The sequence below is a fragment of the Selenomonas sp. ND2010 genome (assembly GCF_000702005.1).
Lineage (GTDB): Bacteria > Bacillota > Negativicutes > Selenomonadales > Selenomonadaceae > Selenomonas_A.
On sequence record NZ_JNKI01000019.1, the window covers coordinates 1 to 23,275 of the forward strand.

18 protein-coding genes and 1 tRNA gene are annotated in these 23,275 nt (G+C 52.4%); 4 read left to right on the forward strand and 15 right to left on the reverse strand.

Features of this window, described 5'->3' with window-relative positions; all coding sequences use genetic code 11:
* Window positions 1–151 precede the first annotated feature (151 nt).
* The 13 genes from T504_RS0108250 to T504_RS0108310 all read right to left on the reverse strand — a co-directional run bounded on the left by T504_RS0108250 (window position 152) and on the right by T504_RS0108310 (window position 14,977).
* Window positions 152–228, reverse strand: a tRNA-Arg gene (locus tag T504_RS0108250).
* Window positions 229–363: 135 nt separating this feature from the next.
* Window positions 364–2,043, reverse strand: coding sequence for a carbon starvation CstA family protein (locus tag T504_RS0108255; RefSeq protein ID WP_033170605.1), 1,680 nt, complete (start codon window positions 2,041–2,043; stop codon window positions 364–366).
* A gap of 220 nt (window positions 2,044–2,263) precedes the next feature.
* Window positions 2,264–3,367: an NADH:flavin oxidoreductase gene (locus T504_RS0108260; RefSeq protein ID WP_033170606.1), complete on the reverse strand. Its 1,104-nt coding sequence runs from the start codon at window positions 3,365–3,367 to the stop codon at window positions 2,264–2,266.
* 104 nt (window positions 3,368–3,471) lie between these two features.
* Window positions 3,472–4,737 carry a UDP-N-acetylglucosamine 1-carboxyvinyltransferase gene (gene murA, locus T504_RS0108265; RefSeq protein WP_033170607.1) on the reverse strand — a complete coding sequence of 422 codons (1,266 nt, stop codon included), beginning with the start codon at window positions 4,735–4,737 and terminating at the stop codon, window positions 3,472–3,474.
* Between the two features lie 89 nt (window positions 4,738–4,826).
* Complete coding sequence (locus tag T504_RS0108270; protein ID WP_231473882.1) at window positions 4,827–6,797, reverse strand: SpoIVB peptidase S55 domain-containing protein; 1,971 nt, start codon at window positions 6,795–6,797, stop codon at window positions 4,827–4,829.
* A 783-nt stretch (window positions 6,798–7,580) separates the two neighbouring features.
* Window positions 7,581–9,056 carry a phosphodiester glycosidase family protein gene (locus tag T504_RS0108275; RefSeq protein WP_033170609.1) on the reverse strand — a complete coding sequence of 492 codons (1,476 nt, stop codon included), beginning with the start codon at window positions 9,054–9,056 and terminating at the stop codon, window positions 7,581–7,583.
* A gap of 54 nt (window positions 9,057–9,110) precedes the next feature.
* Window positions 9,111–9,596, reverse strand: a complete 486-nt coding sequence (locus T504_RS0108280) for a rod-binding protein (protein WP_081823410.1) — start codon at window positions 9,594–9,596, stop codon at window positions 9,111–9,113.
* A gap of 16 nt (window positions 9,597–9,612) precedes the next feature.
* The gene (locus T504_RS0108285; RefSeq protein WP_033170610.1) at window positions 9,613–10,725 is read right to left on the reverse strand and encodes a flagellar basal body P-ring protein FlgI; all 1,113 of its coding nucleotides are present in this window, start codon (window positions 10,723–10,725) and stop codon (window positions 9,613–9,615) included.
* A gap of 15 nt (window positions 10,726–10,740) precedes the next feature.
* Window positions 10,741–11,349 (reverse strand): flagellar basal body L-ring protein FlgH, encoded by a 609-nt coding sequence (locus tag T504_RS0108290; RefSeq protein ID WP_033170611.1) that lies wholly within the window; start codon window positions 11,347–11,349, stop codon window positions 10,741–10,743.
* A gap of 14 nt (window positions 11,350–11,363) precedes the next feature.
* Window positions 11,364–12,110: a flagellar basal body P-ring formation chaperone FlgA gene (gene flgA, locus T504_RS0108295; RefSeq protein ID WP_173664172.1), complete on the reverse strand. Its 747-nt coding sequence runs from the start codon at window positions 12,108–12,110 to the stop codon at window positions 11,364–11,366.
* A gap of 5 nt (window positions 12,111–12,115) precedes the next feature.
* Window positions 12,116–12,907, reverse strand: coding sequence for a flagellar basal-body rod protein FlgG (flgG, locus tag T504_RS0108300; protein ID WP_033170613.1), 792 nt, complete (start codon window positions 12,905–12,907; stop codon window positions 12,116–12,118).
* Window positions 12,908–13,032: 125 nt separating this feature from the next.
* Complete coding sequence (locus T504_RS0108305) at window positions 13,033–13,833, reverse strand: flagellar hook-basal body protein (RefSeq protein ID WP_033170614.1); 801 nt, start codon at window positions 13,831–13,833, stop codon at window positions 13,033–13,035.
* 121 nt (window positions 13,834–13,954) lie between these two features.
* Window positions 13,955–14,977 (reverse strand): rod shape-determining protein, encoded by a 1,023-nt coding sequence (locus T504_RS0108310; protein ID WP_033170615.1) that lies wholly within the window; start codon window positions 14,975–14,977, stop codon window positions 13,955–13,957.
* Window positions 14,978–15,313: 336 nt separating this feature from the next.
* Between T504_RS0108310 and T504_RS0108315 the strand changes: the two genes are divergently transcribed.
* The gene (locus T504_RS0108315; RefSeq protein ID WP_033170616.1) at window positions 15,314–16,270 is read left to right on the forward strand and encodes an L-lactate dehydrogenase; all 957 of its coding nucleotides are present in this window, start codon (window positions 15,314–15,316) and stop codon (window positions 16,268–16,270) included.
* A 77-nt stretch (window positions 16,271–16,347) separates the two neighbouring features.
* Here T504_RS0108315 and T504_RS0108320 read toward each other — a convergent pair whose 3' ends face one another.
* Together T504_RS0108320 and T504_RS0108325 are read right to left on the reverse strand one after the other, a co-directional pair.
* The gene (locus T504_RS0108320; RefSeq protein WP_033170617.1) at window positions 16,348–17,667 is read right to left on the reverse strand and encodes a sensor histidine kinase; all 1,320 of its coding nucleotides are present in this window, start codon (window positions 17,665–17,667) and stop codon (window positions 16,348–16,350) included.
* 8 nt (window positions 17,668–17,675) lie between these two features.
* Window positions 17,676–18,401, reverse strand: a complete 726-nt coding sequence (locus T504_RS0108325; RefSeq protein ID WP_033170618.1) for a LytR/AlgR family response regulator transcription factor — start codon at window positions 18,399–18,401, stop codon at window positions 17,676–17,678.
* Window positions 18,402–18,589: 188 nt separating this feature from the next.
* Here T504_RS0108325 and T504_RS0108335 point away from each other — a divergent pair, with 188 nt between their 5' ends.
* The 3 genes from T504_RS0108335 to T504_RS13875 are packed head-to-tail and all read left to right on the forward strand — an operon-like array spanning window position 18,590 to window position 23,263.
* Window positions 18,590–19,645: an HD domain-containing phosphohydrolase gene (locus T504_RS0108335; RefSeq protein WP_033170620.1), complete on the forward strand. Its 1,056-nt coding sequence runs from the start codon at window positions 18,590–18,592 to the stop codon at window positions 19,643–19,645.
* The gene (locus tag T504_RS0108340; protein WP_051635277.1) at window positions 19,642–20,760 is read left to right on the forward strand and encodes a BMP family ABC transporter substrate-binding protein; all 1,119 of its coding nucleotides are present in this window, start codon (window positions 19,642–19,644) and stop codon (window positions 20,758–20,760) included. Before T504_RS0108335 ends, T504_RS0108340 begins: the two co-directional genes overlap by 4 nt.
* Entirely contained in the window at window positions 20,753–23,263 is a 2,511-nt protein-coding gene (locus tag T504_RS13875; protein ID WP_051635278.1) for an ATP-binding protein, read from the forward strand. The genes T504_RS0108340 and T504_RS13875 overlap by 8 nt, the downstream gene beginning before the upstream one ends.
* Window positions 23,264–23,275: the final 12 nt, after the last annotated feature.

The window sequence follows — 23,275 nt, forward strand, 5'->3', positions numbered from 1 at the left end:
GGTACTACTCCCCTACAAACTGTAATTTGTAAAAAATACGTGGATAAATTCGTAGAAGCCTCCATAAGTTCGATTAATCCATCTAACTTATAGAGGCTTCTATATCTGTGTCAATATAAAGGGAATTTCACAGTCCCAATAACATGCGATATGGTGCGATTGGTGAGAGTCGAACTCACGACCTGCCGCTTAGGAGGCGGACGCTCTATCCATCTGAGCTACAACCGCAACAATATAATTTTAGCAGACCAAAGCCATATATGCAAGCTGTCCCCAGCGCAAACAAAAAATCCTCGAAGGACGCCTCGCAAACGTCCTCGAGGATTTCACTTAGGGAATAAACAACAGGGTTAACAAAATCAATTACCACTCCGTTTGTGGCGACTGTTCCTTGCCACAGATGAGCTCTTTGCCGCAATGCTTGACCACCAGCACGGCAAGCGTCATAAGTGCCAACGCCAATACCAGCTGCAGTCCATCGACCATAACGACAAAAGTACCTGCCTGAAGCTTCGTGACAATGCCCACCACGCTCATGACCAGCGCCGTCATGGTGACAATGAACATAAACGTCATCGGCACATAAAGCATCCAGCCTTTGCGGCCAGTGGTACGTAAAAATACAGCCAACGAGATAAGCACCAGCGCGGAAAGCAGCTGATTGCCAGCGCCAAACAGCGGCCAAATATTCATATAGCCGGCCTTACAGAGAAGGAAAGCCAACACCAGGGTAATTGTTGTAGAAAAATACGTATTCATGCAAAGGGAAGCTGCCGGCCCCGCGGTCTCCCCTTCACTGGGGGTAAAGAGCTCCTGAAACGACATGCGGCCAATGCGCGCTACCGAATCAATCGTCGTCATCGCCAGCGCGGACACGCACATCGTAACCACACAGGTCGAAACCGATACCGGCAGGCCAAACATCTGGAAAAAGCCGCCGACCGCATTGCCAAAGATCTGGAACGGTGTCCCCTTAGGCAGAACGCCATTTGACGCAGCAGCACAGGCAATGACCAACGCCACCACGCCCAGCAGCGACTCTACCAACATAGCACCATAACCTACGCAAAGCATATCGCGCTCGCTTTCCACCGCCTTGGATGAAGTTCCCGACGAGACCAAGCTATGGAAGCCCGATACCGCACCACAAGCAATCGTGATAAACAGGATGGGGAACATCGATTGCCCATTGACTTCAAAACCGACAAAAGCCGGCATGTTAAGGGTTGGATTGGCCACCAGCACACCAACTACGCCACCAAACACCATCCCCAGCAAGAGGAACGAAGACAGATAGTCGCGTGGCTCCATCAGCAGCCACATCGGCAATACCGAAGCGATAAAACAATACCCAAAGGTCACATAGCGCCAGGTATCCGCATCAAAGTAAAGCGGGCACTGCATGCCTGCGGCAAACATCGCTACCACCAATACAATCGCCACTGCGAACTTTACCGCCCCAGTCGGCTTAAAACGGCGAATATACTCGCCGAATCCCATAGCCACGACGATATAAAGCATGGATATCGAAGCGGCCTGTGCACCAGCGACATTGAGGTCCCCGGTTTTCGTCATCCCCTGGAACGTATTGGCCAGAATATCCGCAAACGCAGCGAGGACCAATAACGTAAAGAGCCAACAGAAGAGCAGGAACAGGCGGCGTCCCGTCTTGCCGACATACTGCTCAATCAGCATCCCCATGGATTTGCCTTTATTCTTGACCGAAGCGTAAAGGGCGGTAAAATCCTGAACCGCACCGAAGAACACTCCGCCGACCAGCAGCCACAATAGCGCCGGCGCCCAGCCGAACATTGCCGCGATAATCGGGCCGGTCACCGGGCCTGCACCAGTAATCGACGAAAACTGATGCGAAAATACCGTAAACCGGGAAGCCGGCGCGTAATCCTGACCATCTTCGTACTGTACCGCCGGTGTCTTGGCCTTCGGATCGATTCCCCAAGTCTTGACCAGCCAACGTCCATAACCAGCATAAGCTGCCACAAATACGACGATGGCAATCCCCACCAGAGTCAAACCATTCATCATAATCCCTCTTTCTATAACACACAAATAAATCCCGTCCGCATCGCAAGATGCAGACGGGATACATTTGTATTTCGGTCAAGATACAAAATCACAATCCACGTTCATTGCGCCATTGCAATCGGACATTTCTTATGAAATGTATCTTAACACCATCTATTTTATGTGTCAACTTGTAAACCTTAAGAAGTAATTTTCTAAATAGTATTAACTTTTGTCCTTACTCCGCAGACTTTTCTTTTTGCTCACGCTGGCGGGCCTTAGCCGCTTTCCATGCCCAAACACAGCGAATGCCCGGATGCATGTGGGGCAGAACAAAACAACGACTGCAGGACACACAGATTGATTTTTCTGCGCCGGCCAAGGACTTCGTCAAGAAATCCGGCTCAGCAATCAGGGCCCGCCCCAGCGATACGGCATCCAAACCACTTGCCAGAACCTTTTCCATGTCCGCCAGCGAACGAACGCCACCGACTAAACTCATGGGCTGCTGCGGAACTAACTTCTTAAGGCAGGCTGCCTCTTCCAGATAGTAGAGCGTCGCCGTCTTCGGCTGATTGATAAAGTCTACCCCGGAGAGTTCTACCAGTTCCACGCCCAGCTCCTGACAGCGATTCAAGATCCAGACCATGTCGTCATGATAGCCTGCCGCATCCTCATGCTTCGTATCGAGGTTGATTTTTATCAGCACAGGGAAAGACTCCCCACAAACCTCCTTGATGCCGCGAATGATGTTTTCCGTCATGCGGAAGCGATTTTCAACACTGCCGCCATACGCATCCGTGCGCTGATTAAACGTCGGGTCAATAAAACGCGACAAGAGATAGGAATGGGCCGCATGAAGCTGGACGCCATCCACGCCTGCAGACTGCAGGCGTCTAGCCGCATCCACAAAACACTGCTCGATATGATGGATTTCCTCAACGGTCAGTGCTCTAGCCTGCCGGTCTTTTTTCAACGGCCGAGCTACAACATCTGCCAAATCCTCATTATCGATGGCCCGGGGGCCAGCATGCGAAATCTGGGGGATGAATTTTGCCCCTTCGCGATGCGCAATTTCCACCGCCCGACGGAATTGGTCCGTATAACAATCCTCATAGATGTTTACCTGCTCAGGATTAGCCCTGCCCAGCTCATCCACACAACAGTGTCCCGTGATAATCGTGCCCACATGATTCTTGGCCAAAGTATCGTACATCGCATACTCGGCTTCCGTCATATACCCCTCAGGACTAGCCAGGAAACTGTGCACAGCCGAACGAATTACCCGGTTCTTTAGCTGAATATTCGCGAGTTCCAGTGGAACTTCAAATCTGGTACTCATAAAATGCCTCCTGTAATACACAATTACATAAGTTTTTTCTAAACGCAAAAGTATAAAAATAGTGTTGGATGCCAAGCATCCAACACTTGATAACCAAAGATAACTTACTGATCGACGCGGCAGATATCTGCGCCAAGCCCTACGAGCTTTTCTACGAGATTATCATAGCCGCGGTCAATATGGTGGATATACCCCACCTGCGTCTCGCCTTCAGCAACGAGACCCGCTAATACCATAGCGGCACCAGCACGCAAATCGGTTGCCTTCACCTGGCACCCCATCAGCGTTTCCACCCCTTCGACAACCGACGTACGGCCATCGATCTTGATGTTTGCGCCCATGCGTTTGAGCTCGTCCACATGCATGAAACGGTTCTCAAAGACCGTTTCCGTCACCAGACCAGAACCTTCCGATACGGTGAGCAATGCCATGAACTGTGCCTGCATATCCGTCGGGAATCCCGGATACGGCATCGTCTTGATATCCACTGCCTTCGTACGCTTATCGCAGGCTACCCGGATGCCATTGACATCCTCTTCAATCGTTACGCCAGCTTCTTTGAGCTTCGCGATAACCGGCTTTAAATGCTCACTGATGGCATTTTCAATATAGACATCGCCCTTCGTCATCGCCGCGGCAACCATGTAGGTACCAGCCTCGATGCGGTCTGGGATAATGGTATAATCACATCCCATGAGTTTTGGCACACCGTCAATCTTAATGACGTTGGTTCCTGCGCCACGGATTTTTGCCCCCATGACGTTAAGGTAATTGGCCAAATCCACGATTTCCGGCTCTTGCGCCGGGTTCTCCAAGATGGTCTGGCCTTCCGCCATCGAAGCGGCCATCAAGATATTTTCCGTAGCACCAACACTGGGGAAATCCAGATAGATTTTTGCGCCCTTGAGGCCTTCCGGTGCCTTAGCTTCAATAAAGCCATGACCGATATTGATTTCCGCTCCGAGCGCCTCAAACCCCTTGAGATGCAGATCGATGGGGCGCGTGCCAATAGCACAGCCGCCCGGCAGTGAAATCTTCGCCTGACCGCAGCGCGCCAAGAGCGGCCCCATAATCAGGAACGAGGCCCGCATCTTGCGCACCAAGTCATAGGGAGCCTCGCAGCTGCCAATAACGGTACTATCAACTTTCAACTGATGTTTGGACGAATCGAATTCCGCTTTGACACCAAGTTTTTTCAATACTTCCGTAATCGTATGAACATCTTCCAGTGCCGGCACTTCATCGAGCAGGCTTGGGGAATCCTGACCAAGCAGTGTCGCCGCAATAATCGGCAGGACAGCATTTTTGGCTCCGCTGATTTTAACCCGGCCTTCCAGTCGGTTACCCCCATGTATAATCAACTTTTCCATTAAGTTCGTTATCCTCCTATAGTCATGCTTTTTTTAAAGCATCAACACATAGTTTACCATCATATCGGCTCTATGACAATAGTATCGCGTTACTTTCTCTCAATTTGAAGCGTCGAATGCACGACATTTTCGATAATATACTTCGTCGCATATCTCGCCTTGCCCGTCTGGCGTTTTGCCCGCTCTCCTAAAAGATCTACTTTGTGTTCCTTATTCTTCATGCGCTCCTGGGTCTCGCGCAGGATGCGGCGCTGCTCACGCGGCGTCAATTGTTTCTGCACCTGGCTCGGCGAAATAATGATTTCATTGTTGCGGCCGCTCTCCTGCAGCTTCTTCAGCTTGTCCGCAGTAGTCTGTTTCGCTTCCTCTTCGTTGACGACATCCACCCCGGACTGCTGGAGCACCATCAGGGCCGTTGCCGGGACCAGTCCACCACCGCGGATATCGAGGTTTAACGTCCCCGAATGCTGGTTTTCCGGAATCGTATACGGGATGACCACGGTTTCCTTCGGACGGCGGTACGGCTTGATGGTCGTAGTAAAACGTACCGTCTCGCCCGGTTTTACCGTCTTTTTATCCGGGACGGCCGAAATCAGCGAAGCTGTCCGACGCTCAGCTTCCACATCGATATTTACCTGCACGTCGAGAATATCCGATTCCTGTTCCTTATTGGCCGTAATGATATTCATCGCCTGCATGAGCTCAGCCATTGAAATCTGCCCTACATCCGTTGCATTGTAGAACATGTTCTTGCGCTCGATTTTCCCCTCTGGCACGGCATTGGTGCGGATGGTAAATCCGACCTCAGCCGTGCCAGCGCTGACATCATCGGCCGTCTTGCTAAGAGCTGCATAGGCAATGCCGCCACTTACCTGGGACAGGAAATCCTCGTCATAGGCGATACGGGCACCATATTCATCCACGCGTCCCAGCGATTTATCGGTAACCTTAACCTTAATGGGCACCACCATGGGGAAAGATCCCAGGACACCGCCGATTCCCGTTGCTCGGTCCTGATTGATACGGCCGATGATATTGCCGATATTGGCAATCTTCATGCCGTTGCTCTGTCCGCTGATGGTTCCCACTACCTTGGCATCAGTCATAAAATAATTGACATTGCCGCGATGGAGGAACGGATGCCCAAAGCCCAGCACTTTTTTTCCATCGACAGCCGTTACCGTCCCCGTTGCCCCAATGGCAAAATCACCATAAGCCACAGCAACGCCGACAGCCTGACCAGGTTTCAACGTCGCGTCATATACTGTCTTATGAGCCTCGGCAGCCGAAGGCGCTCCCATAGGCAAAAATTCCATCGTGCCCTTCGGGTCTAACTGCTGTTTGAGGAAATCCAAGCTCGCCTGGTTGAATCCAGCAAAATACATGACGGTTTTGGGTACCGCTTTATCGGCTGCATCCTTAGCCACTGGCTTACTTTCCTCTTTGGGCTTTTCGGCCTTTTCTTTATCGGCCTTTACCGCTTCGATGGCACGGGCAATGAGTTCATCGCCATAAACCTTGCCGTCCTTCTTCGCAGCCCGCTCCTTGGCCAGCTTTTCTTTCTCCGCCTTTTTCTTAGCGGCCAACTCTGCCGCCTTCTTGAGATCAATCGAATGCAGACGAGTCTTGTTTTTGCGATCCGGCATCTTCCAAATCGGTGTCATCCGATCAATCGGCGTGATAAAGAACGTATACGGCGTCATTTCCTTAATGCCTGCCGCTACTGCGCCGATTAGATAGCCGTCAACATACACGGGGCTTCCGCTCATTCCCTGTAAAATACCACCGGTCTGAGCAACGACCGGGCCCGACGCCTTAGCCATAATCATCGGCTCAGAGCCCTTGCCATTATCTACCGTGCCAACGATATCGACTTGAAAGTCCCGAAGCTGCCCCGAACTGTCGATAACGGTATACGCCGTACCCGTCATCCCCTCTTTGACCTGATCATGCGTCATAATAGGGTCCATCGCCATACTGGGCGCAATCTGAGCCGACCAAAACGTCATGGCCAAACCCGCTGCCACCAGCTTCTTTATATAAGTGCGCAAAAGTTTCACCTCATTTTACCATCTAAAAATCCGTTATCTATTTATTATAACGCCATTATTCTATATTTGCCATAGGCAAATTTCCGGCAACAATGGCCGCAGTACCAACGATCCGCACGGCAATATTTCGATTGACATAAACGATAGAAGCCTCCATAAGATTGATTCATCTACCTTATGGAGGCTTCTATGAATTTATCCACGCACTTTTTACAAATTACAGTTTGCAGGGAAGTAGCGAGTTTGTATTCGAGGCAAATCGCCGGCGGCGGGGGCCCCAGTACCAACGCTCCACCGGTGACAACCCGCTACAAGAAATTTTTGCCTTTTAATCAAGAGTTGGAAAACAGTTAAACGCGCTTCGCTTGGACGAAACTGCTTTTCCAACGAGAACGCAGGCAAAAATTTCTTGCTTCACGCGGAACGTCAAGGCTACGCTTATGGTACTGGGGCCCCCGCCGCCTCGGTTAGAGCCGGCACGAATTACTGCGCCCTCGGAGGGGGGAGCCCTGCGAAACTTGCCACAGACTCAGCCGCCGCTAGGGGCAGTGCCATAAACGAAGCGTTTGATGTTTTTCGTGAAGAACGAAATTTTTATCCTCACCGTTCGTCGAAAAATTGCTACCGTTCAAGCGAAGCGCGTTTTGCAACTTTTTCGATGCTTAATTAAAGATAAAAATTTCGTTTAGAAAAACATCTCCCGCGTAGTGTTGGCACTGCCCCTAGCGGCGGCGAAGAGCTGCTTCGAATGAGACCTGCAAACTGTAATTTCATAGCCCCTTCTTTACGCTTTTATTTATGTTGAAGGATAAGCGCACTCCCCACATAGCGCTCACTGCCATCGGACGGCGAATTCTGTACCACACCACCGACGACCAGTTCGCTGGAACCACCGCCATCCAAATTGATGGCATCGCGGGCCCCCATCTTCACCAAAAGCTTCGCCCAATCCGTCAGCGTAAGCCCATGACTGCTGGCCTGACGGCCATCCACCACGCCAAAGAGGTAGTTGCCATTCTTGAGCACGGCCACGGCACTGCGCGGAGCACGGCCATAGCGGATATCGCCGGGGAACTCCTCCTCACCAGCAGTCACATTGACCTGTCCGTTTGCCACCAGTCGTGGGCCAGCCCCCATGATTTGCGCAGCCTGATTCCATTTGGCTCCCAAATCCTCTTTGACCACGGCCCGGTCACCGACCTGTGCCCCTTCAAAAGCATCCGCTGCCGTTCCATGAACGGAAATCACATACCCATTTTTCGGGATGATAGAATTTCCCGTCTGGATGTGCGTAATGCGGCCATCCTGCACGGTGTATTCCTTGCCATACTCATTCGTACGCGTGCGGCTGCCATACCATTTGTTGTAGATAATGAGATTATTGGCTCCACGTTCGGCATCCACTCCAGATACCGGCTGCGTCACATCTCCCAGCGTCACCATCCCACTGTAAGACACCTTGCCAAAAAATGGCGTTCCGTTTGGCAGGATACCGATTGCGGAACGATCGAAATACGTAGTCCCTGCCACTACCCCATCGATTTTAACAATGCCGATCATATCGCCATTGCCAGCAAAATAGGTAGCATTTACCGCCGCTACGGCATCCGTCATATCCGACATGCCGCTAGTCCGCTGCAGCCCCGGCACCTGCCCTTTCGCAAGCACGGGTTTCATCGTATAGAGGTCCTTATCCGCCTCCACAAAATACGCCGTCACCTTGCCGACATCATCCCAATAGATATACTGCCGCTTGGCTATTCCGGGTGCGGCCAGCTCCGTATAGAGACCGTCAAAATTCAGCGGCAAAATATTGCCATTACCGCTGCCGGCCGGCTTTGTCTGTTCCTTATTGCTTTTCGCCGCCGGTTTCTTTACGGCATTCTTCGGCAGGAAATCCACATAGACTCTGGCTGGATTATCGAGTTTCCCCACCTTATAGGCCAGTCCTTCTTTAAAGCGCACCTTGACCAAAACGTGACCGTTAAGCGTCGTGTACTTCACAGACTCGATGCGGCTACTGTGGAAAGGCTTTTTCACAAACCCCTTTTCCGTTGCATCATGGAAATCAAACGTGATTTCACGGCCATCTTCTGCCGCCTTCACGGTGTAATTGGGCATCGCAGACCAATCAAACACCACGCGATCATGTTCTTCACCGCTGTGATAGCGCACCGATGTCAAATCCGCCGCTGCGGCCATCGTTACAGCCTGCAGGGAAAATACTGCTGTCAGCAGTGTCGTCGAAATCTTTCGTTTTAAATCCATAATGAATAAACCTCCCAAAAAAGCCTTCCTCAAAGAGGAAGGCTTTGTCCGATTTTACTTACGATGTACCTGCGCCGCAGCTTCCTGGGCTTTTAACATCCCCTGCTGACGTGCCTGTTCCTGCAGCTTGATCTGCGGGGACAGCTGACGATACATCATATCCGCCAGCCCTACGCCGCCGGACTCTGCTACCGTCTTCATCAGTTCATTATCGCGCATATCCTTGAAAATATTCTGGGCATTGGATTCGCCAAACAACGTGTCCTTGGGAACCGTTGCCCGCATCTGCTTATACATCATCGACAAGAACATCCCCTCGAACCCCTTGCAGGCATCCTTGAGCGCCTTGTCCTGCTTCGAGGAGGCCGCTTCGTTGACGATGTGATTCGCCGAAGTGGCACCCGCAGCTTTTTCTTTAAGATCCTTGAGCATGGCGGCGAACTGGGATGACTCAGCCGCAGCCTGCGCGGAATTATAAGTGGTATTCGGCGTAAGGGACTGATTCGTAAGCCCCATGGCCGACAAAGGAGCAATCTGCATATGCGTCCTTCCCTTCTTACATAATCTGCAGCTCAGCATGCAAGGCACCAGATGCCTTGATGGCCTGCAGGATGGAAATCGTATCGCGCGGCGTCGCGCCAACGGCATTTAACGCACCGACGATATCACTGACATTAGCCGTAGCGGGCAGCACAATGGTGCTGGCCTTATCCTCTTTCACCTGTACATCCGTATTGCGCGTGACAATCGTCGTACCATAGCTGAATGGATCCGGCTGATTGGCATTCTTGTTCTTCTGCACTTTGATGGACAGACCGCCCTGCGTGATTGCGACCTCATCCACCGATACATCACCGCCCATGACGATGGTGCCCGTGCGCTCGTTGACAACAATCTTGGCCGAATTATCCGGCATAACCGCCAGTTCCTCAATATTGGCGATAAAAGCTACTACATTGTTGCGGTAATAAGCCGGCACGCTGATATCGATACGTCCGGGATTGGCCGCCTTGGCCACGCTGCCGAATTGGGAATTGATTGCCTGCGCCACGCGGCTTGCCGTCGTAAAATCCGGCTGGGACAGCGACAGGGAAATGTTGCCATCCGTTCCGATATCGGCCTCAACGCTGCGCTCAACAATGGCGCCATTCGGCGTCGTACCAACGGTCGGGAAGTTCTTCGTAGCCGTGTTGCTGCCACGGCCGGCCATAAAACCGCCCGTAGAGACAGCACCCTGTGCTACTGCATAAACATTGCCATTGCCAGCCCGCAGCGGCGTCTGCAAAAGCGTACCGCCCTGAATGCTCTTAGCATCACCAATCGACGATACCGTTACGTCGATATTGTCGCCCTCCCGGACAAACGGAGGCAGCGTTGCCGTTACCACTACAGCCGCTACGTTCTTTGCCTTGAGGGTCGACTGGTTGACCGATACGCCAAAGCTTTTCAGCATATTGACGATAGACTGAATCGTCTCCGTTGACTTATTGCCATCGCCGGTGCCATCAAGACCGACCACCAATCCGTAGCCCATGAGCTGATTGGCGCGCACGCCCTGTACCTTGGAGATATCCTTGATGCGCGTGACAGCACTATCTGCCGAAGCTGTCCCCGGCATAAGACCGATGGCAAAAACCCCGGCCATAAGTAATGCGAGTATTTTCTTCATAATGTCCTCCGCTCCTTAGAACAGGAAGTTAAAGATCTGAGTCAGGATGCCCTGGCGCTGTTTCGAATTAAGCGGGCCCTTGCCATCGAATTTGACCGTGGCATCAGCGATTTTTGTCGACATGATGGTATTGTTGGCCGAGACATCATCCTGACGGCACACCCCACGGAACGTAATCTTATGTTCGTTGCGGTTCTGCCAGATGGACTGCGTACCTTCAACCGTCATATTGCCATTCGGCTGCACATCGACAACGGTTACCGTTACATTACCGCTCGTAGTATTCTTCGACGTTGCCGAGCCATTGGCCTTAAACGAATCCGAGCCGCTGGCCGAAGCTGCCTTCAAAAAATCAAAGATACCAACACCGGCTGACAGGGAAACATTGCCGCTCTTGCTATTCGAACTGGCCTTTGTTGCCGACAGGCTCGTAGACTCGCTGATTACAATCGTCAGGATATCGCCTACCTGACGCGCTTTGCGGTCAGCAAACACATTATAACTAGAACCATTATCCGACCAAAGCGACTGAGCAGAAGCTGCCGGCACAGCGATTGCTGACACGGTAAAAGCCATTGCCAACGCCGCGGACAATTTCTTATAGTGCTTGACGTTATTCCTCATTGGTACACCTGCTTTCAACTTATGATTTCAACCGTCTTCGCATCGATTACTCTACCGCGGAGGATTTTGCCTGAGCGCACATTGCGCACCCGTATCTCACCGCCGATGCGGCCCCGTTGCATGGCCAAACCATCAGTCTTCACCTCGACCCCATGGTAATTGGCAATAATCGTCAGCGGGGCTCCGACATTAAACACAATTGGATTTTGCAGCATAGCTGACTCCACCGCGCTGCCCGCGTGAATAATTCTGGCAGGGACACGCCCGGCCAAATCATCCACCTTGGTGAGATACCGCCCATTTCCGCTCTCTACCCGACGCTCCTCCAGCCGCACATCGGCGGACTGTATAGGTTTTTCGAGCAATAAATCATGCTCGGCAACGAGGATTTTCTCATAGACCGCTACTTCATAATAGCAGACTGTCCTCCGGTAAAATTTGCCATTGACAAACACCCGGATATGGACCGGCACATTGCCGCTGTACTTCACGGCCTGCGGCAATTCCACCTCGCAAATAATCGAACCAGCCGGCAATTTCATAGGCTGCGGCGCGCGGATGAGCAAGAGCTCATGGCGCCGTGTCTCCCCCATCTCGCGGAGCTGAGCCTCCACCTTCTGGCGGGCCAGTTCTACGAACCGCTCAGACGAAATGGTCTGGGGATAAGCCGAAGCCGCAAAAGCCGTGGGAGCAGCCGGCATAAAGAGACAGAAGAAGCCACTCCATAAAAAACACAGAATGGCTAAAGAAATCTTCTTCAATTCAATCAACGCTTGAGGCCATTGGCAATCTCCAACATGGAGTCGGATGTGGTGACTGCCTTCGAGTTGGACTCGTATGCACGCTGAGAAATAATCATGTTGACCATTTCCTCAACAATCTGAACGTTACTCATTTCAAGGGTCCCCTGGGTCAGCGTACCGGCGCCTTCCTCACCCGGGTTGCTCTCAATCGCCTCACCCGAAGCCTCAGAAACGACAAAAAGGTTCTTGCCGATAGCGGTAAGGCCTGCCGGATTGACGAAACGTGCCAGGGTAATCTGACCGACATTCTGCTGCGTACCACCAGCTGGCGTGCAGGAAACCTGGCCATCGCCGGCAATGACGATTGAATCGCTCGGAGCGTTCTGATCGATCGTGATATCATCGGCCAACGGATAACCATCCGTCGTTACCATACGGCGCTGCGAGTCGAGTTTGAACGAACCATCGCGCGTATAGCCAATGGTACCGTCCGGCAGCGTAATGCGGAAAAAGCCCTCACCCTGGATACCGATATCCGTCGGATTGTCCGTCGTCTGCAACGAGCCCTGCGTGAAAACGCGGTTCGTTGCGGCTACTCTGGTACCCAAACCAATCTGCATGCCCGTCGGATACTGCGAATCAGCACCACTCTGAGCTCCAGCATCGCGAATCGTCTGATAGACGAGGTCCTGGAATTCCGCACGGACCTTCTTGCCACCGTAAGTGTTGACATTCGCAATGTTATTGGAAATGACATCCATATTTGTCTGCTGGCCCTTCATGCCGGAAGCTGCGGACCAAAGTGCTCTCATCATAGTTAGGTTTCCTCCCTCATTTCCCCAATACTATCGATAAGTATAACGGCATATCTTCTCATCTACTTAATATTATCGATAAAAAACGCCTTGTGCTTAAATTAAAAATCCATCCGATTCAAAGATCAGACACGACCCACTTCGTTGACCGATTTATCCAACAGCGTATCCTGGGTCGTTACTGCCTTCGAGCCAGCCTCATAGATACGGTAATTATTGATGAGATTTACCATCTCCGATACGACATTGGTATTGGAGTTCTCCAGCATTCCCTGGAAAATCTCACCACCTGCCGCCTGAGGCTGTGCGCCTTCCTGCGGGTAGTAAAGGCTGTCTCCCTGTTTGAGTACCGCCCGGCGGTCGCCGCCGAACTGCACGAACTGCAGCTGGGCAATCTCGTCATTGCCTGCGTAAATCTCCCCCTTGGGGCCTACCGTAATACTCGTCGCCTCTGGCGGAATCACGATTGGCTGGTTCTGCGTATCCAAAACAGCCTGCCCATTCACCGTCTGAATCTGACCAGTTGCCGACTTGTAGAAATTGCCATCACGGGTATAGCGAACCCCCTGCGGCGTCTGAATCGCGAAATAACCGTCTCCAGAAATCGCCAAATCCAGCGGATTGCCCGTCGTCTGGAATCCACCCTGACTATGATCCGTGGCAATTTCATTGACATACGAACCCAAGCCCAGCGTACCAACCGTCGGCGCATTCCCGCCGATGCTGAACCCCTTGAAGGACGTAACATCGTTGTAATCCTTGCCATCATTAATGCGTTTTAACAACATCGGGGCAAACTCTGCGCTGATGGTTTCATCCCGTTTGAATCCCGTGGTATTGGCGTTTGCCAAATTGTTGGCAATCGTATCCGTGCGCTTGGTCTCCGTAATCATACCTGCGCCCGCCGTGTAAAGCCCACGCCACATTGCTCTTCACTCCCTTATCAAAGTCATCCCGAAAATGACTCTCCATTTCCATAATAAACCTTACTTCTTTTATTCGCGAAATCAGGCGAAACTCCTTGTAGTTCCGCCTGATTCCTAAAAATTATTTTCCCGTTTTAAAATTCATAGCCTTGCCATCAAACTTCGAGAACGTATCGAGGGCCTTGCCGCAGCCAAGAGCTACGCAGGAAAGCGCATCCTCAGCCAAAGCCGTCGGGATAAACGTCTCACGGCGGATAAGCTCATCGAGACCATAGAGCATAGCACCGCCACCGGTGAGCACGATACCGCGGTCCATGATATCAGCCGACAGCTCTGGCGGCGTATCCTCCAGAACCTTCTTGACGCAATCGACGATACGCGTTACCGACTGATGCATTGCCTCGGACGCCTGACGCGTATTGATTTCCACATTCTTCGGCAAACCAGACAGCAGATCGCGGCCGCGGATATCCATAACCTCATTGCGAGCATCAGCAAAAGCAGCACCGACACGCATCTTGATATTCTCCGCCGTACGCTCACCAATCATGATGTTGAATTCACGTTTGACATACGCGATGATGTCTTCATCGAACTTATCGCCAGCGATGCGCAGGGAAGCGCTGTTGACGATACCACCCAGCGAGATGACAGCAATATCCGTCGTACCACCACCGATATCGACAACCATCGAACCACACGGCTCAACGATATCAAGGCCGGCACCAAGAGCTGCCGCCAGCGGCTCTTCGATGAGCTGCGTATGACGGGCACCAGCCTGCTCCGCAGCCTCCTGAACGGCACGCTGCTCCACCATCGTAACGCCCGAAGGAATGCAGATCATGATGCGCGGACGGAATACGAAGCTGCGGCCTACAACCTTTTCAATGAAGTGGCGCAGCATGCTCTCCGTGATATCATAGTCCGCGATAACACCCTCGCGCAACGGACGAATTGCTACGATATTTCCCGGCGTACGACCAATCATCTGGCGCGCCTCTTCACCAATAGCCAGTACACGGTTCGAATCGCGGTCAACAGCGACAACCGACGGCTCGCGCAAAACAATGCCCTTGCCTTTTACATAAACGAGTACGTTTGCCGTACCCAGATCAATACCAATATCCATAGACATGCCAAACATGTTCTTTCCCCTTCCAAACTATAACACAATCAGATTACCTTATATCTATTATATAAATTACACTGAAAAATCTATGGAATCATACCGGAAACGGTATAGATTCTCCAAAGACACATCTTATAATATATAATAAATAATCTAGAAATACAATAATACAAATAAATTTATTCATTTTCACGTTATTTAAGACAATTTATACTAATTTTATGAAAAATTTCGCTTTTATTTCTTTTTTCAACGCATTGACAACCCCTATGCAGAATGATACCATTAGCTTGACTTAGGGATATTTTTCACATTAATATCTTTCATAAAAAAACAGGGGGTTTATACAACATGAACAACAGAAGAAAAATCGTCGTCATCGGTGCCAGCAACGTCGGCTCTGCCGTTGCTAACAAAATCGCTGACTTCCAGCTCGCAACGGAAGTCGCTCTGATTGACTTGAATGAGGACAAAGCTTGGGGCGAGGCTAAAGACTCCAGCCATGCTACTTCCTGCATTTACAGCACCAACATCAAATTCCACCTCGGCGACTATGATGACTGCAAAGATGCTAACATCATCGTCATCACGGCTGGCCCGTCCATCCGCCCGGGTGAGACGCCGGACCGCCTGAAACTGGCTGGCACGAACGCTAAAATCATGCAGTCCGTTTTCGGCGAAATCGTAAAACGCACGAAGTCCGCTATGATCATCATGATCACGAACCCGCTCGACGTTGCTACTTATGTTGTATCCACCCAGTTCGATTATCCGCGCAACCTCATTCTCGGCACTGGTACGATGCTTGAGACGTATCGTTTCCGTCGTATCCTGGCTGACAAATACCAGGTTGATCCGAAGAACATCAACGGTTATGTTCTCGGTGAGCACGGCAACGCTGCATTCGTTGCTTGGTCCACGACGGGCTGCGCAGGCTTCCCGATTGATGACCTCGATGAGTACTTCCACAAGACGGACAAACTCAGCCACGAGGCTGTTGAGCAGGAGCTCGTTCAGGTTGCTTACGATGTTATCAACCGCAAAGGCTTCACCAACACGGGTATCGCTATGGCAGCTTGCCGCTTCATCAAAGCGGTTCTGTACGATGAGCACACGATTCTCCCGTGCTCCGCAGTTCTCGAAGGCGAGTATGGCCTCAAAGACGTCGCTCTTTCCATTCCGCGTATGGTTTGCGCTGACGGTATCATGCGTTCCTTCGAAGTACATCTTACGGATGACGAGCTCGAGAAAATGCACAAAGCTGCTCAGAGCGTTCGCAGCGCTCTCGATGGTGCTGGCATCAAATAATTGCCTGCGTCATACGCATAACGCAAATACAAAAGGAGACTTCCAGAAGGAAGTCTCCTTTTTCGTATGCAATTTTTTCAATCTGCGCCATGCCAGTAAAGCATCACGGTAACCCAGCCATCCTGCTGACGGAAGTCACACTGCGCAGCATACTTGCGGATGAAGGACCGCAGGGATATCATCCCGGTTCCATGTCCAGGTTTTTCACTATAGGGAAGTCCCTCCTGGTCAAAGAGCAGCGGTTCTTCAAAGCGATTGGCCACCGACAGCACAAACTGACCATCCGCATACTGTGCCGATACTTTGATTTCCCGATTGGTAACCGGCTGCTTCAAGCTCGCATGCAAGGCATTTTCAAGCAGATTCGAAAGCAGGATTGCCACATCGGTATCCATCCCGGTCATTTCCCGAGGCAGATTGACTTTCTGCTGCAGCGGAATCTCCAGCTTTCCCAAGTGATACACGTAAATCGACAACGTGGCATTGATGAGGTCATTGGCACAAAATTCCTGCCATGACGTATGCTCAAGTTCCGCCCCCTGTTTGTCGATGAGCTGCCGGGCCTCGTCGATTCGCCCAGCTTCAAGCAGCGTTCCCAGCAGGCGGTTGTAATGGCGCATATCATGGCGAAGGATGCGCAAAGCCTGCCGTTTTTCTTCGGTGAGACGCGTGTACTCCCGCAAGGAATAAAGCTGCTGGGCCAGCAAATTGTTGCGATTGACTTCGGCCGTGTGCTCCGACATCTGATGACCTGCCATCAGGACGAGCCGGAACATCAAGAAGAAAAAAATCGGCAGTGCCAACCGGCCCACGCGTTCGGGGAGGCTGTGATAAAGCTGTCCATCCAGCATTGGCAGCGCATAGGCGAACAATACCACCAGCGGCATCAACGCGATATAGAGTCCCAACGGCTGATATTGAAAGAATTTCTGCGTGGGAATCAAGCGGCCAAACAGCCTCCGTTCGAGCGGAATCAGCAGGACAAACAACAGCAAATAACACCCCAGCAACACCTGCATATGCAAGATATAACCATAGTCAACGGGCAATATCATCCCGACAATAAAGCCGCTGATGGTATGGAGCAGCAAAGAAAACAAGCTGTGCATCCCCAGGACAAACAAATGCTGCACAAAACCACGCGGAATGCAGTAATACGCAATCAGGAAAAACGGAATCCAGCCAAAAGCCACGAGCAGCTTGAACCGTAAGACATCCCCGTCATACCAGTTAAGCACTGCCGTATAACCCAAAACCGCCACAACGCTCCAGCCGGCCGACAGCCATTGCAGCTGACGCCGCTGTGACGCCAACACCGTTTTGGCAAAAGGCAGATAGCGAAGCCAAACTCCTGAGAGTTGCAAACCAACCAATGCAAACGCCAATAAAACCACCATTATCAGCCTCACTTTCTGAGCAGATACTCCATGTAGTCATGTGATGTCTCGCGGTAAAGCCGTCGGCTTATTGGCACCCGCTCCCCATTCTTCAATTCAAACCCATCTGCCAGCAATTGTTCCACAGCGGCAAAATGGACCAGCAGATGATTATAACATTCCACAAAATCCGCGGAGCGCAGCGCAGCAGCCACCTCCGGATAAGAGCTATCCACCGCCAGCTCCCTGCCTGTCAACAAATGGACAACGCAGCCCCGGCGGCCGCCGACCCGGCGATTCCCCTTGACGTCGACATAGGCAATGCGTGCCCTCGCGATCTGCAGCGCACGGCCGTTCAGCTGAACGGTCAACACGGACGAAGCCTCCGGCAAACACCGCTGCAAAATATCCAAAAGCTGCGCCCTCACCTTTCCGACGGGTTTCAGCAAATAACCAGCCGGAAACACCTGATAGCCCTCCAAGGCGTAATCGGCGCTGCTGGTCAAAAAAACGATTGGCAGCTGGGCTGCCTGCTTTCGGATCAACCGGGCCGTCTCGATACCGTTTATCCCCTGCATACGGATATCGAGAAACACCAGCTGAAACGAATCCGGCCGAAAGCCTGCCAGAAATTCTTCGCCACTGGCAAAGGGATACAGCTCCGCCTGCTCCACCAGTTCCAGCCCACAACTGTGCAGCACCAGCTGCAACTCCTTACGAGCCTCAGCCTCATCATCGACAATAGCAATTTTCACAATAATCCCCCACAAAAAATCAGAAAATCACCTCTATGATTTCATTATACAGGATTTTTCCCTCGCGGCCAGCCAAAATTACCACTTTTGGCAAAAATCTGCCACTTTTGGCACCCGCATAGATTTTAATCATCCGTTTCGCTAAAATTAAACTGAAAGGATTTATGCAGTAGCTAAAGGAGGTTTTTATGAACGTTTCGCCGGTCAACCGTCACCACATACTGGCTGTCGATGACGATTCCATGAACCGGATGATGCTCGACGCCATTTTAAGCACCGATTATGACTTTACCGCCGCCACCAGCGGTCCCGAGGCACTAACCCTGCTGACTGAACCGGACGGACAGGCCGTGGACCTTGTCCTGCTCGATATCAATATGCCCGAGATGAACGGCTTCGAAGTCCTCGCTGCCCTGCAGCAAAACCCACAGACAAAAGAAATCCCTGTCATCATGCTCACCGGCGACCTCGACCAGGAAACTGAGGTTCGTGGCATTCAGGCAGGGGCCTTCGATTTCGTTCATAAACCCTTTATCCCCACACTCATCCTGCGGCGCATCGAACGGACGCTGGAACTAAAGGCCCTGCAGCATCACATGCAGCAGGAAATCGACCGACAGACAGCCCTCGCCCAAGCCCAGCTGGCATCCACGCAGCGCCTGTTTCGGGAAATGATTGAAACCTTGGCGGACACCATCGATGCCAAAGACACCTACACCCACGGACATTCCCATCGCGTAGCGGAATACGCGCAGGAAATCGCCCGCCGGGCAGGAAAATCCGCCGAATACCAGCGATCTGTCTACTACATGGCCCAGCTGCACGACATCGGCAAAATCGGCATCCCCTCCAGTCTCATCAACAAAAAGGGAAAACTCACCGATGACGAATACGCCGCGATTCAGCAACATACGGTAATCGGCGGCGATATTCTCGCGCATGTAGCCGAAATGCCCGAACTATCCGGAGCATCCCGCAGCCATCACGAACGCTACGACGGCACCGGCTATCCCGACGGGCTCGCCGGTACGCAGATTCCCGAAAAAGTCCGCATCATCGCCGTGGCAGATACCTACGACGCGATGACTTCCAAGCGAAGCTACCGTGACATTCTGCCCCAAGCAGTGGTCCGGCAGGAAATAATAAAAGCCCGTGGCACACAACTTGACCCGGAATTTGACGACATCATGCTGCAAATGATTGACGAAGATACCCACTACGAGCTTCAGGAGGGACGGCCATGAAGGAAAAACCATCGCGCAGTTTATCCCAATGGGGAACCACGCTCATCATCAGCTTCATCCTGATTGTCCTGGCGGGTGCCTGCTGGATTTTTTCCAGCAGCACCTTTGACCAGCCTCAACCCAAAGCCGGCATCATCCTGCTCGGAGGCATCGACGAAGAAGGCTGGAATGCGCCTCAGTACCGCGGCATCCGCCGAGCCTGCGACAAGATGCACATCGAACTGCTGACCAAAGAGCGAATCACCAATAAAGGCGCCTGCACCAAAGCCGTCCAAGAACTGGCCAATGACGGCGCCGGCATGATTTTTCTGGCCAGTTATTCCTATTCGGAAGAAGCCCGGCAATTCGTGCACGAATATCCGCAAATAGCCTTTGGCACCAACTCGGCCGAATGCCACGCGCGCAATATGACCTCTTATTTCATCCGCATGTATCAAGGGCGCTACCTGGCCGGTGCCCTGGCCGGCCTGCGCACAAAAAGCAATGTCATCGGCTATGTTGCCGCGATGCAGAACTCCGAAGTCAACCGCGGCATCAACGCCTTCGCCCTTGGCGTGCAACAAACCAACCCCAACGCCCGTGTCGTCGTCATGTGGACCGGCAGCTGGCAGGATGAAGAAAAAGAAGCCGCAGAAGCCCGCCGGCTGATACAGGAAGCCGGGGCCGATATTCTAACCTATCATCAGGATGAGCCAGCCGCTGCCGATGTCGCCGAAGAACTCGGCATCGACTACATCGGCTATTACGAAGACCTCGGCAAGCATCCCTGGCGCTCTGACCACGCCCTTACCTCCGTGGTCTGCAATTGGGACCGCTACTACGAGGATATCATCCGCCGCTATCTGAAAGGCGAATTAAACTACGTAGACAAACAATGGGTGGGCATGGAAGCCGGCTTCGTCGAGTTATGCGGCTTCTCGGCGGCCGTCACCACTGCTGAGAAAGATCGACTTGCCCAACTCAAACAATCCATGCTTGCCGGCCATTTTGTCTTTGCCGGCGAAATCCACGACCAGCAAGGAAACCTGCGCTGCCGTGCCGATGAATCCATCCGCGACGACCGTCTGCTCCAACATATGGACTGGCTGGTAAAGGGGGTAGACGTCCTTGAATAACCGCAAAAAAATGCTTTTGACCATCGTGATGATGGTGCTGCTGCTCGTGCTGTCAGGAATCTTCATCCAGCAAAAAATCGTCATCCTGCTAAACACTGCCGCCGAACACTCCGTAGCCCGGCAGACCGAAGACATCTCCCTGCTGGCCGGCGAGCGCTTCCGCCGCTTCCTGACCCCGCTGCAGACTGCAGCCACGCATCTTAGTGCCCACGAAGGGGATAAACAAGAGGTCCTCCGCATGCTGACCATGCAGACGCCTGAAGGACAGGCCGGCCTAATCGACTTCCAGCGCCACACGCTGGGCCGTCCCGTATCCAGCGATTCCTTTCCACGCCTGCAGCTGGCCTTCCATGGCAACACGGTCATCGACTACAATCCTGACATCGGCATTCTGCTCGCCACGCCAGTCATCTATGACGATAACGTCCGCTATGTTCTCTATCAAATCTATCCGACGGACTCCCTGCCACACCTGTTTGCCCTCTCGGACTATGACGCCTTTACCCATGTCATTATCCAATACCATGACGGCAGTCTGGCCGTCCCCTACGAAAACTACTCCACCGAAGATGCCCGTTTCTGGGGCGACGATGCCATCCAGGCCGGCATGCAGGAAGTCCACCGGCGCCTTTTGCGCAGCAAAGCTGCCGCTGTCTATACCGAAGGCGCTGAGGGAAAATACTTCGTCTTTGGTGCCGACCTGCCACAAACCGACTTTTCGATGATTGGCTATATGCCCTGGTCCGCGGTTGCCGGACAAATCATCAGCGTTTACCAACGCGTCTTCTTCCTATTCACGCTGATGCTCGTACTGTTCGCCTGCCTGAGCATTTACCTGTTAATGGCCCAGACGCGCGTAGCCGAAAACGAAGAACTGCGCAAAGCCCGCGCCGCCGCGGATGCCGCCAACCAGGCCAAGAGCCAATTTCTCGCCAACATGAGTCACGAAATCCGCACCCCGCTGAATGCCATCAGCGGCATGAACGAAATGATTCTGCGCCAGGCCTCCTCGGGAGAAATCCAGCATTACGCCCGCAATATCCAATCGGCCTCCAGTGCGCTCTTAAGCCTCATCAACGAAATCCTCGATTTTTCCAAAATCGAATCCGGCCATATGGAAATCGTCCCCGCCGATTATCAGCTGACCAATACCCTGCGTGAAGTCTGCACATTAGTCGGCGTACGCGCCCAGGCCAAAGATCTGCAATTCAAAATCCACGTTGATCCTTATCTGCCCAACGGCCTCTACGGGGACGCCGGCCGCCTGCGCCAAATCCTCATAAACCTCCTCAACAACGCCATCAAATACACCCCGGCGGGTTCCGTCACCCTCGACATCAGCGGCCATCGCCACGAAAGCACGCTCTATCTGCGCGCCGCCATAACCGATACCGGCATCGGTATCCGCGAAGAAGATAAAAATCGCCTGTTTCACGTCTTCGAACGCCTCGACATCAAACGAAACTGCAAGATTGAGGGCACCGGACTCGGTCTTGCCATCACCCACCGTCTGCTGACCATGATGGGCGGTACCATAAAGGTTACCAGCACCTACGGAAAAGGCAGTACCTTTACGATTGAACTTCCGCAAGAGGTTCATTCCTTTGACCCAGTCGGTGTATTCAGTCTGACAGCACCAACCGAATCAGCGGATGACAAACTTCATCGAACCAGCTTCATTGCCCCCCAAGCTCGGGTGCTCATCGTCGACGACAACGATATGAACTGCTTCGTCGCCGACAGCCTGCTGCAGGAAACACAGGTGCAGACCGTCATCGCCCACAGCGGCACCGAAGCGCTAAAAGCCCTGCAGGAGCAGCACTTTGATGTCGTATTGCTCGACTACATGATGCCGGGAATGGACGGAGTCGAAACCCTGCACCGGGCCAAAGAACTCCCAGACAGCGAAAGCACGCATTTCATCGCTCTGACAGCTACCGCTATCTCCGGTTCACGGGAAAAATTCCTGCAAGAAGGCTTTGACAACTATCTAAGCAAGCCCATGACCGGCGATGAACTGACCGCTATGCTGCATCGTTATCTGCCGCCTGCCCTGCTGGAAGAACCACCTAGCGACTCTTTGCCACTGGCACCAGACGAAAAAAGCCCTCCAGCCGCCCCGAGCACCGACGATCAGCCACTGATTGACCGCCAAGTCGGATTAAAATACTGCAACAACATGCAGGTCTTATACGACAAAGTACTGGCTATGTTCAGCGAGCAAGCCGCCACCAAAATCGCCCAGCTTGACCACGACCTATCCACGGCCAACTGGCAGGACTACCGCATCAACATCCATGCACTGAAATCCGCGGCACTAACCATCGGCTGCCGCTCCCTCAACGAAAAAGCCAAGGCACAGGAACAGGCCGCCAAAGACTACCTAGCCGACGGCGCCACGCCAAACCAACAAAAACAAGCGGTGACCTACCTCAAACAACATCACGCCGACATCATAACCCTCTACCAAGAAGCCGCCGAACTAGCCAGCGGCCATACCTAAAAAATCGCACCA

Bases quoted from the DNA above. Each gene is read 5' to 3' on its own strand.
- T504_RS0108255 (WP_033170605.1), bottom strand. From the start codon at position 2,043: ATGAATGGTTTGACTCTGGTGGGGATTGCCATCGTCGTATTTGTGGCA.
- T504_RS0108260 (WP_033170606.1), bottom strand. From the start codon at position 3,367: ATGAGTACCAGATTTGAAGTTCCACTGGAACTCGCGAATATTCAGCTA.
- murA (WP_033170607.1), bottom strand. From the start codon at position 4,737: ATGGAAAAGTTGATTATACATGGGGGTAACCGACTGGAAGGCCGGGTT.
- T504_RS0108275 (WP_033170609.1), bottom strand. From the start codon at position 9,056: ATGGATTTAAAACGAAAGATTTCGACGACACTGCTGACAGCAGTATTT.
- T504_RS0108280 (WP_081823410.1), bottom strand. From the start codon at position 9,596: ATGCAGATTGCTCCTTTGTCGGCCATGGGGCTTACGAATCAGTCCCTT.
- T504_RS0108285 (WP_033170610.1), bottom strand. From the start codon at position 10,725: ATGAAGAAAATACTCGCATTACTTATGGCCGGGGTTTTTGCCATCGGT.
- T504_RS0108290 (WP_033170611.1), bottom strand. From the start codon at position 11,349: ATGAGGAATAACGTCAAGCACTATAAGAAATTGTCCGCGGCGTTGGCA.
- flgG (WP_033170613.1), bottom strand. From the start codon at position 12,907: ATGATGAGAGCACTTTGGTCCGCAGCTTCCGGCATGAAGGGCCAGCAG.
- T504_RS0108305 (WP_033170614.1), bottom strand. From the start codon at position 13,833: ATGTGGCGTGGGCTTTACACGGCGGGCGCAGGTATGATTACGGAGACC.
- T504_RS0108310 (WP_033170615.1), bottom strand. From the start codon at position 14,977: ATGTTTGGCATGTCTATGGATATTGGTATTGATCTGGGTACGGCAAAC.
- T504_RS0108315 (WP_033170616.1), top strand. From the start codon at position 15,314: ATGAACAACAGAAGAAAAATCGTCGTCATCGGTGCCAGCAACGTCGGC.
- T504_RS0108320 (WP_033170617.1), bottom strand. From the start codon at position 17,667: ATGGTGGTTTTATTGGCGTTTGCATTGGTTGGTTTGCAACTCTCAGGA.
- T504_RS0108335 (WP_033170620.1), top strand. From the start codon at position 18,590: ATGAACGTTTCGCCGGTCAACCGTCACCACATACTGGCTGTCGATGAC.
- T504_RS0108340 (WP_051635277.1), top strand. From the start codon at position 19,642: ATGAAGGAAAAACCATCGCGCAGTTTATCCCAATGGGGAACCACGCTC.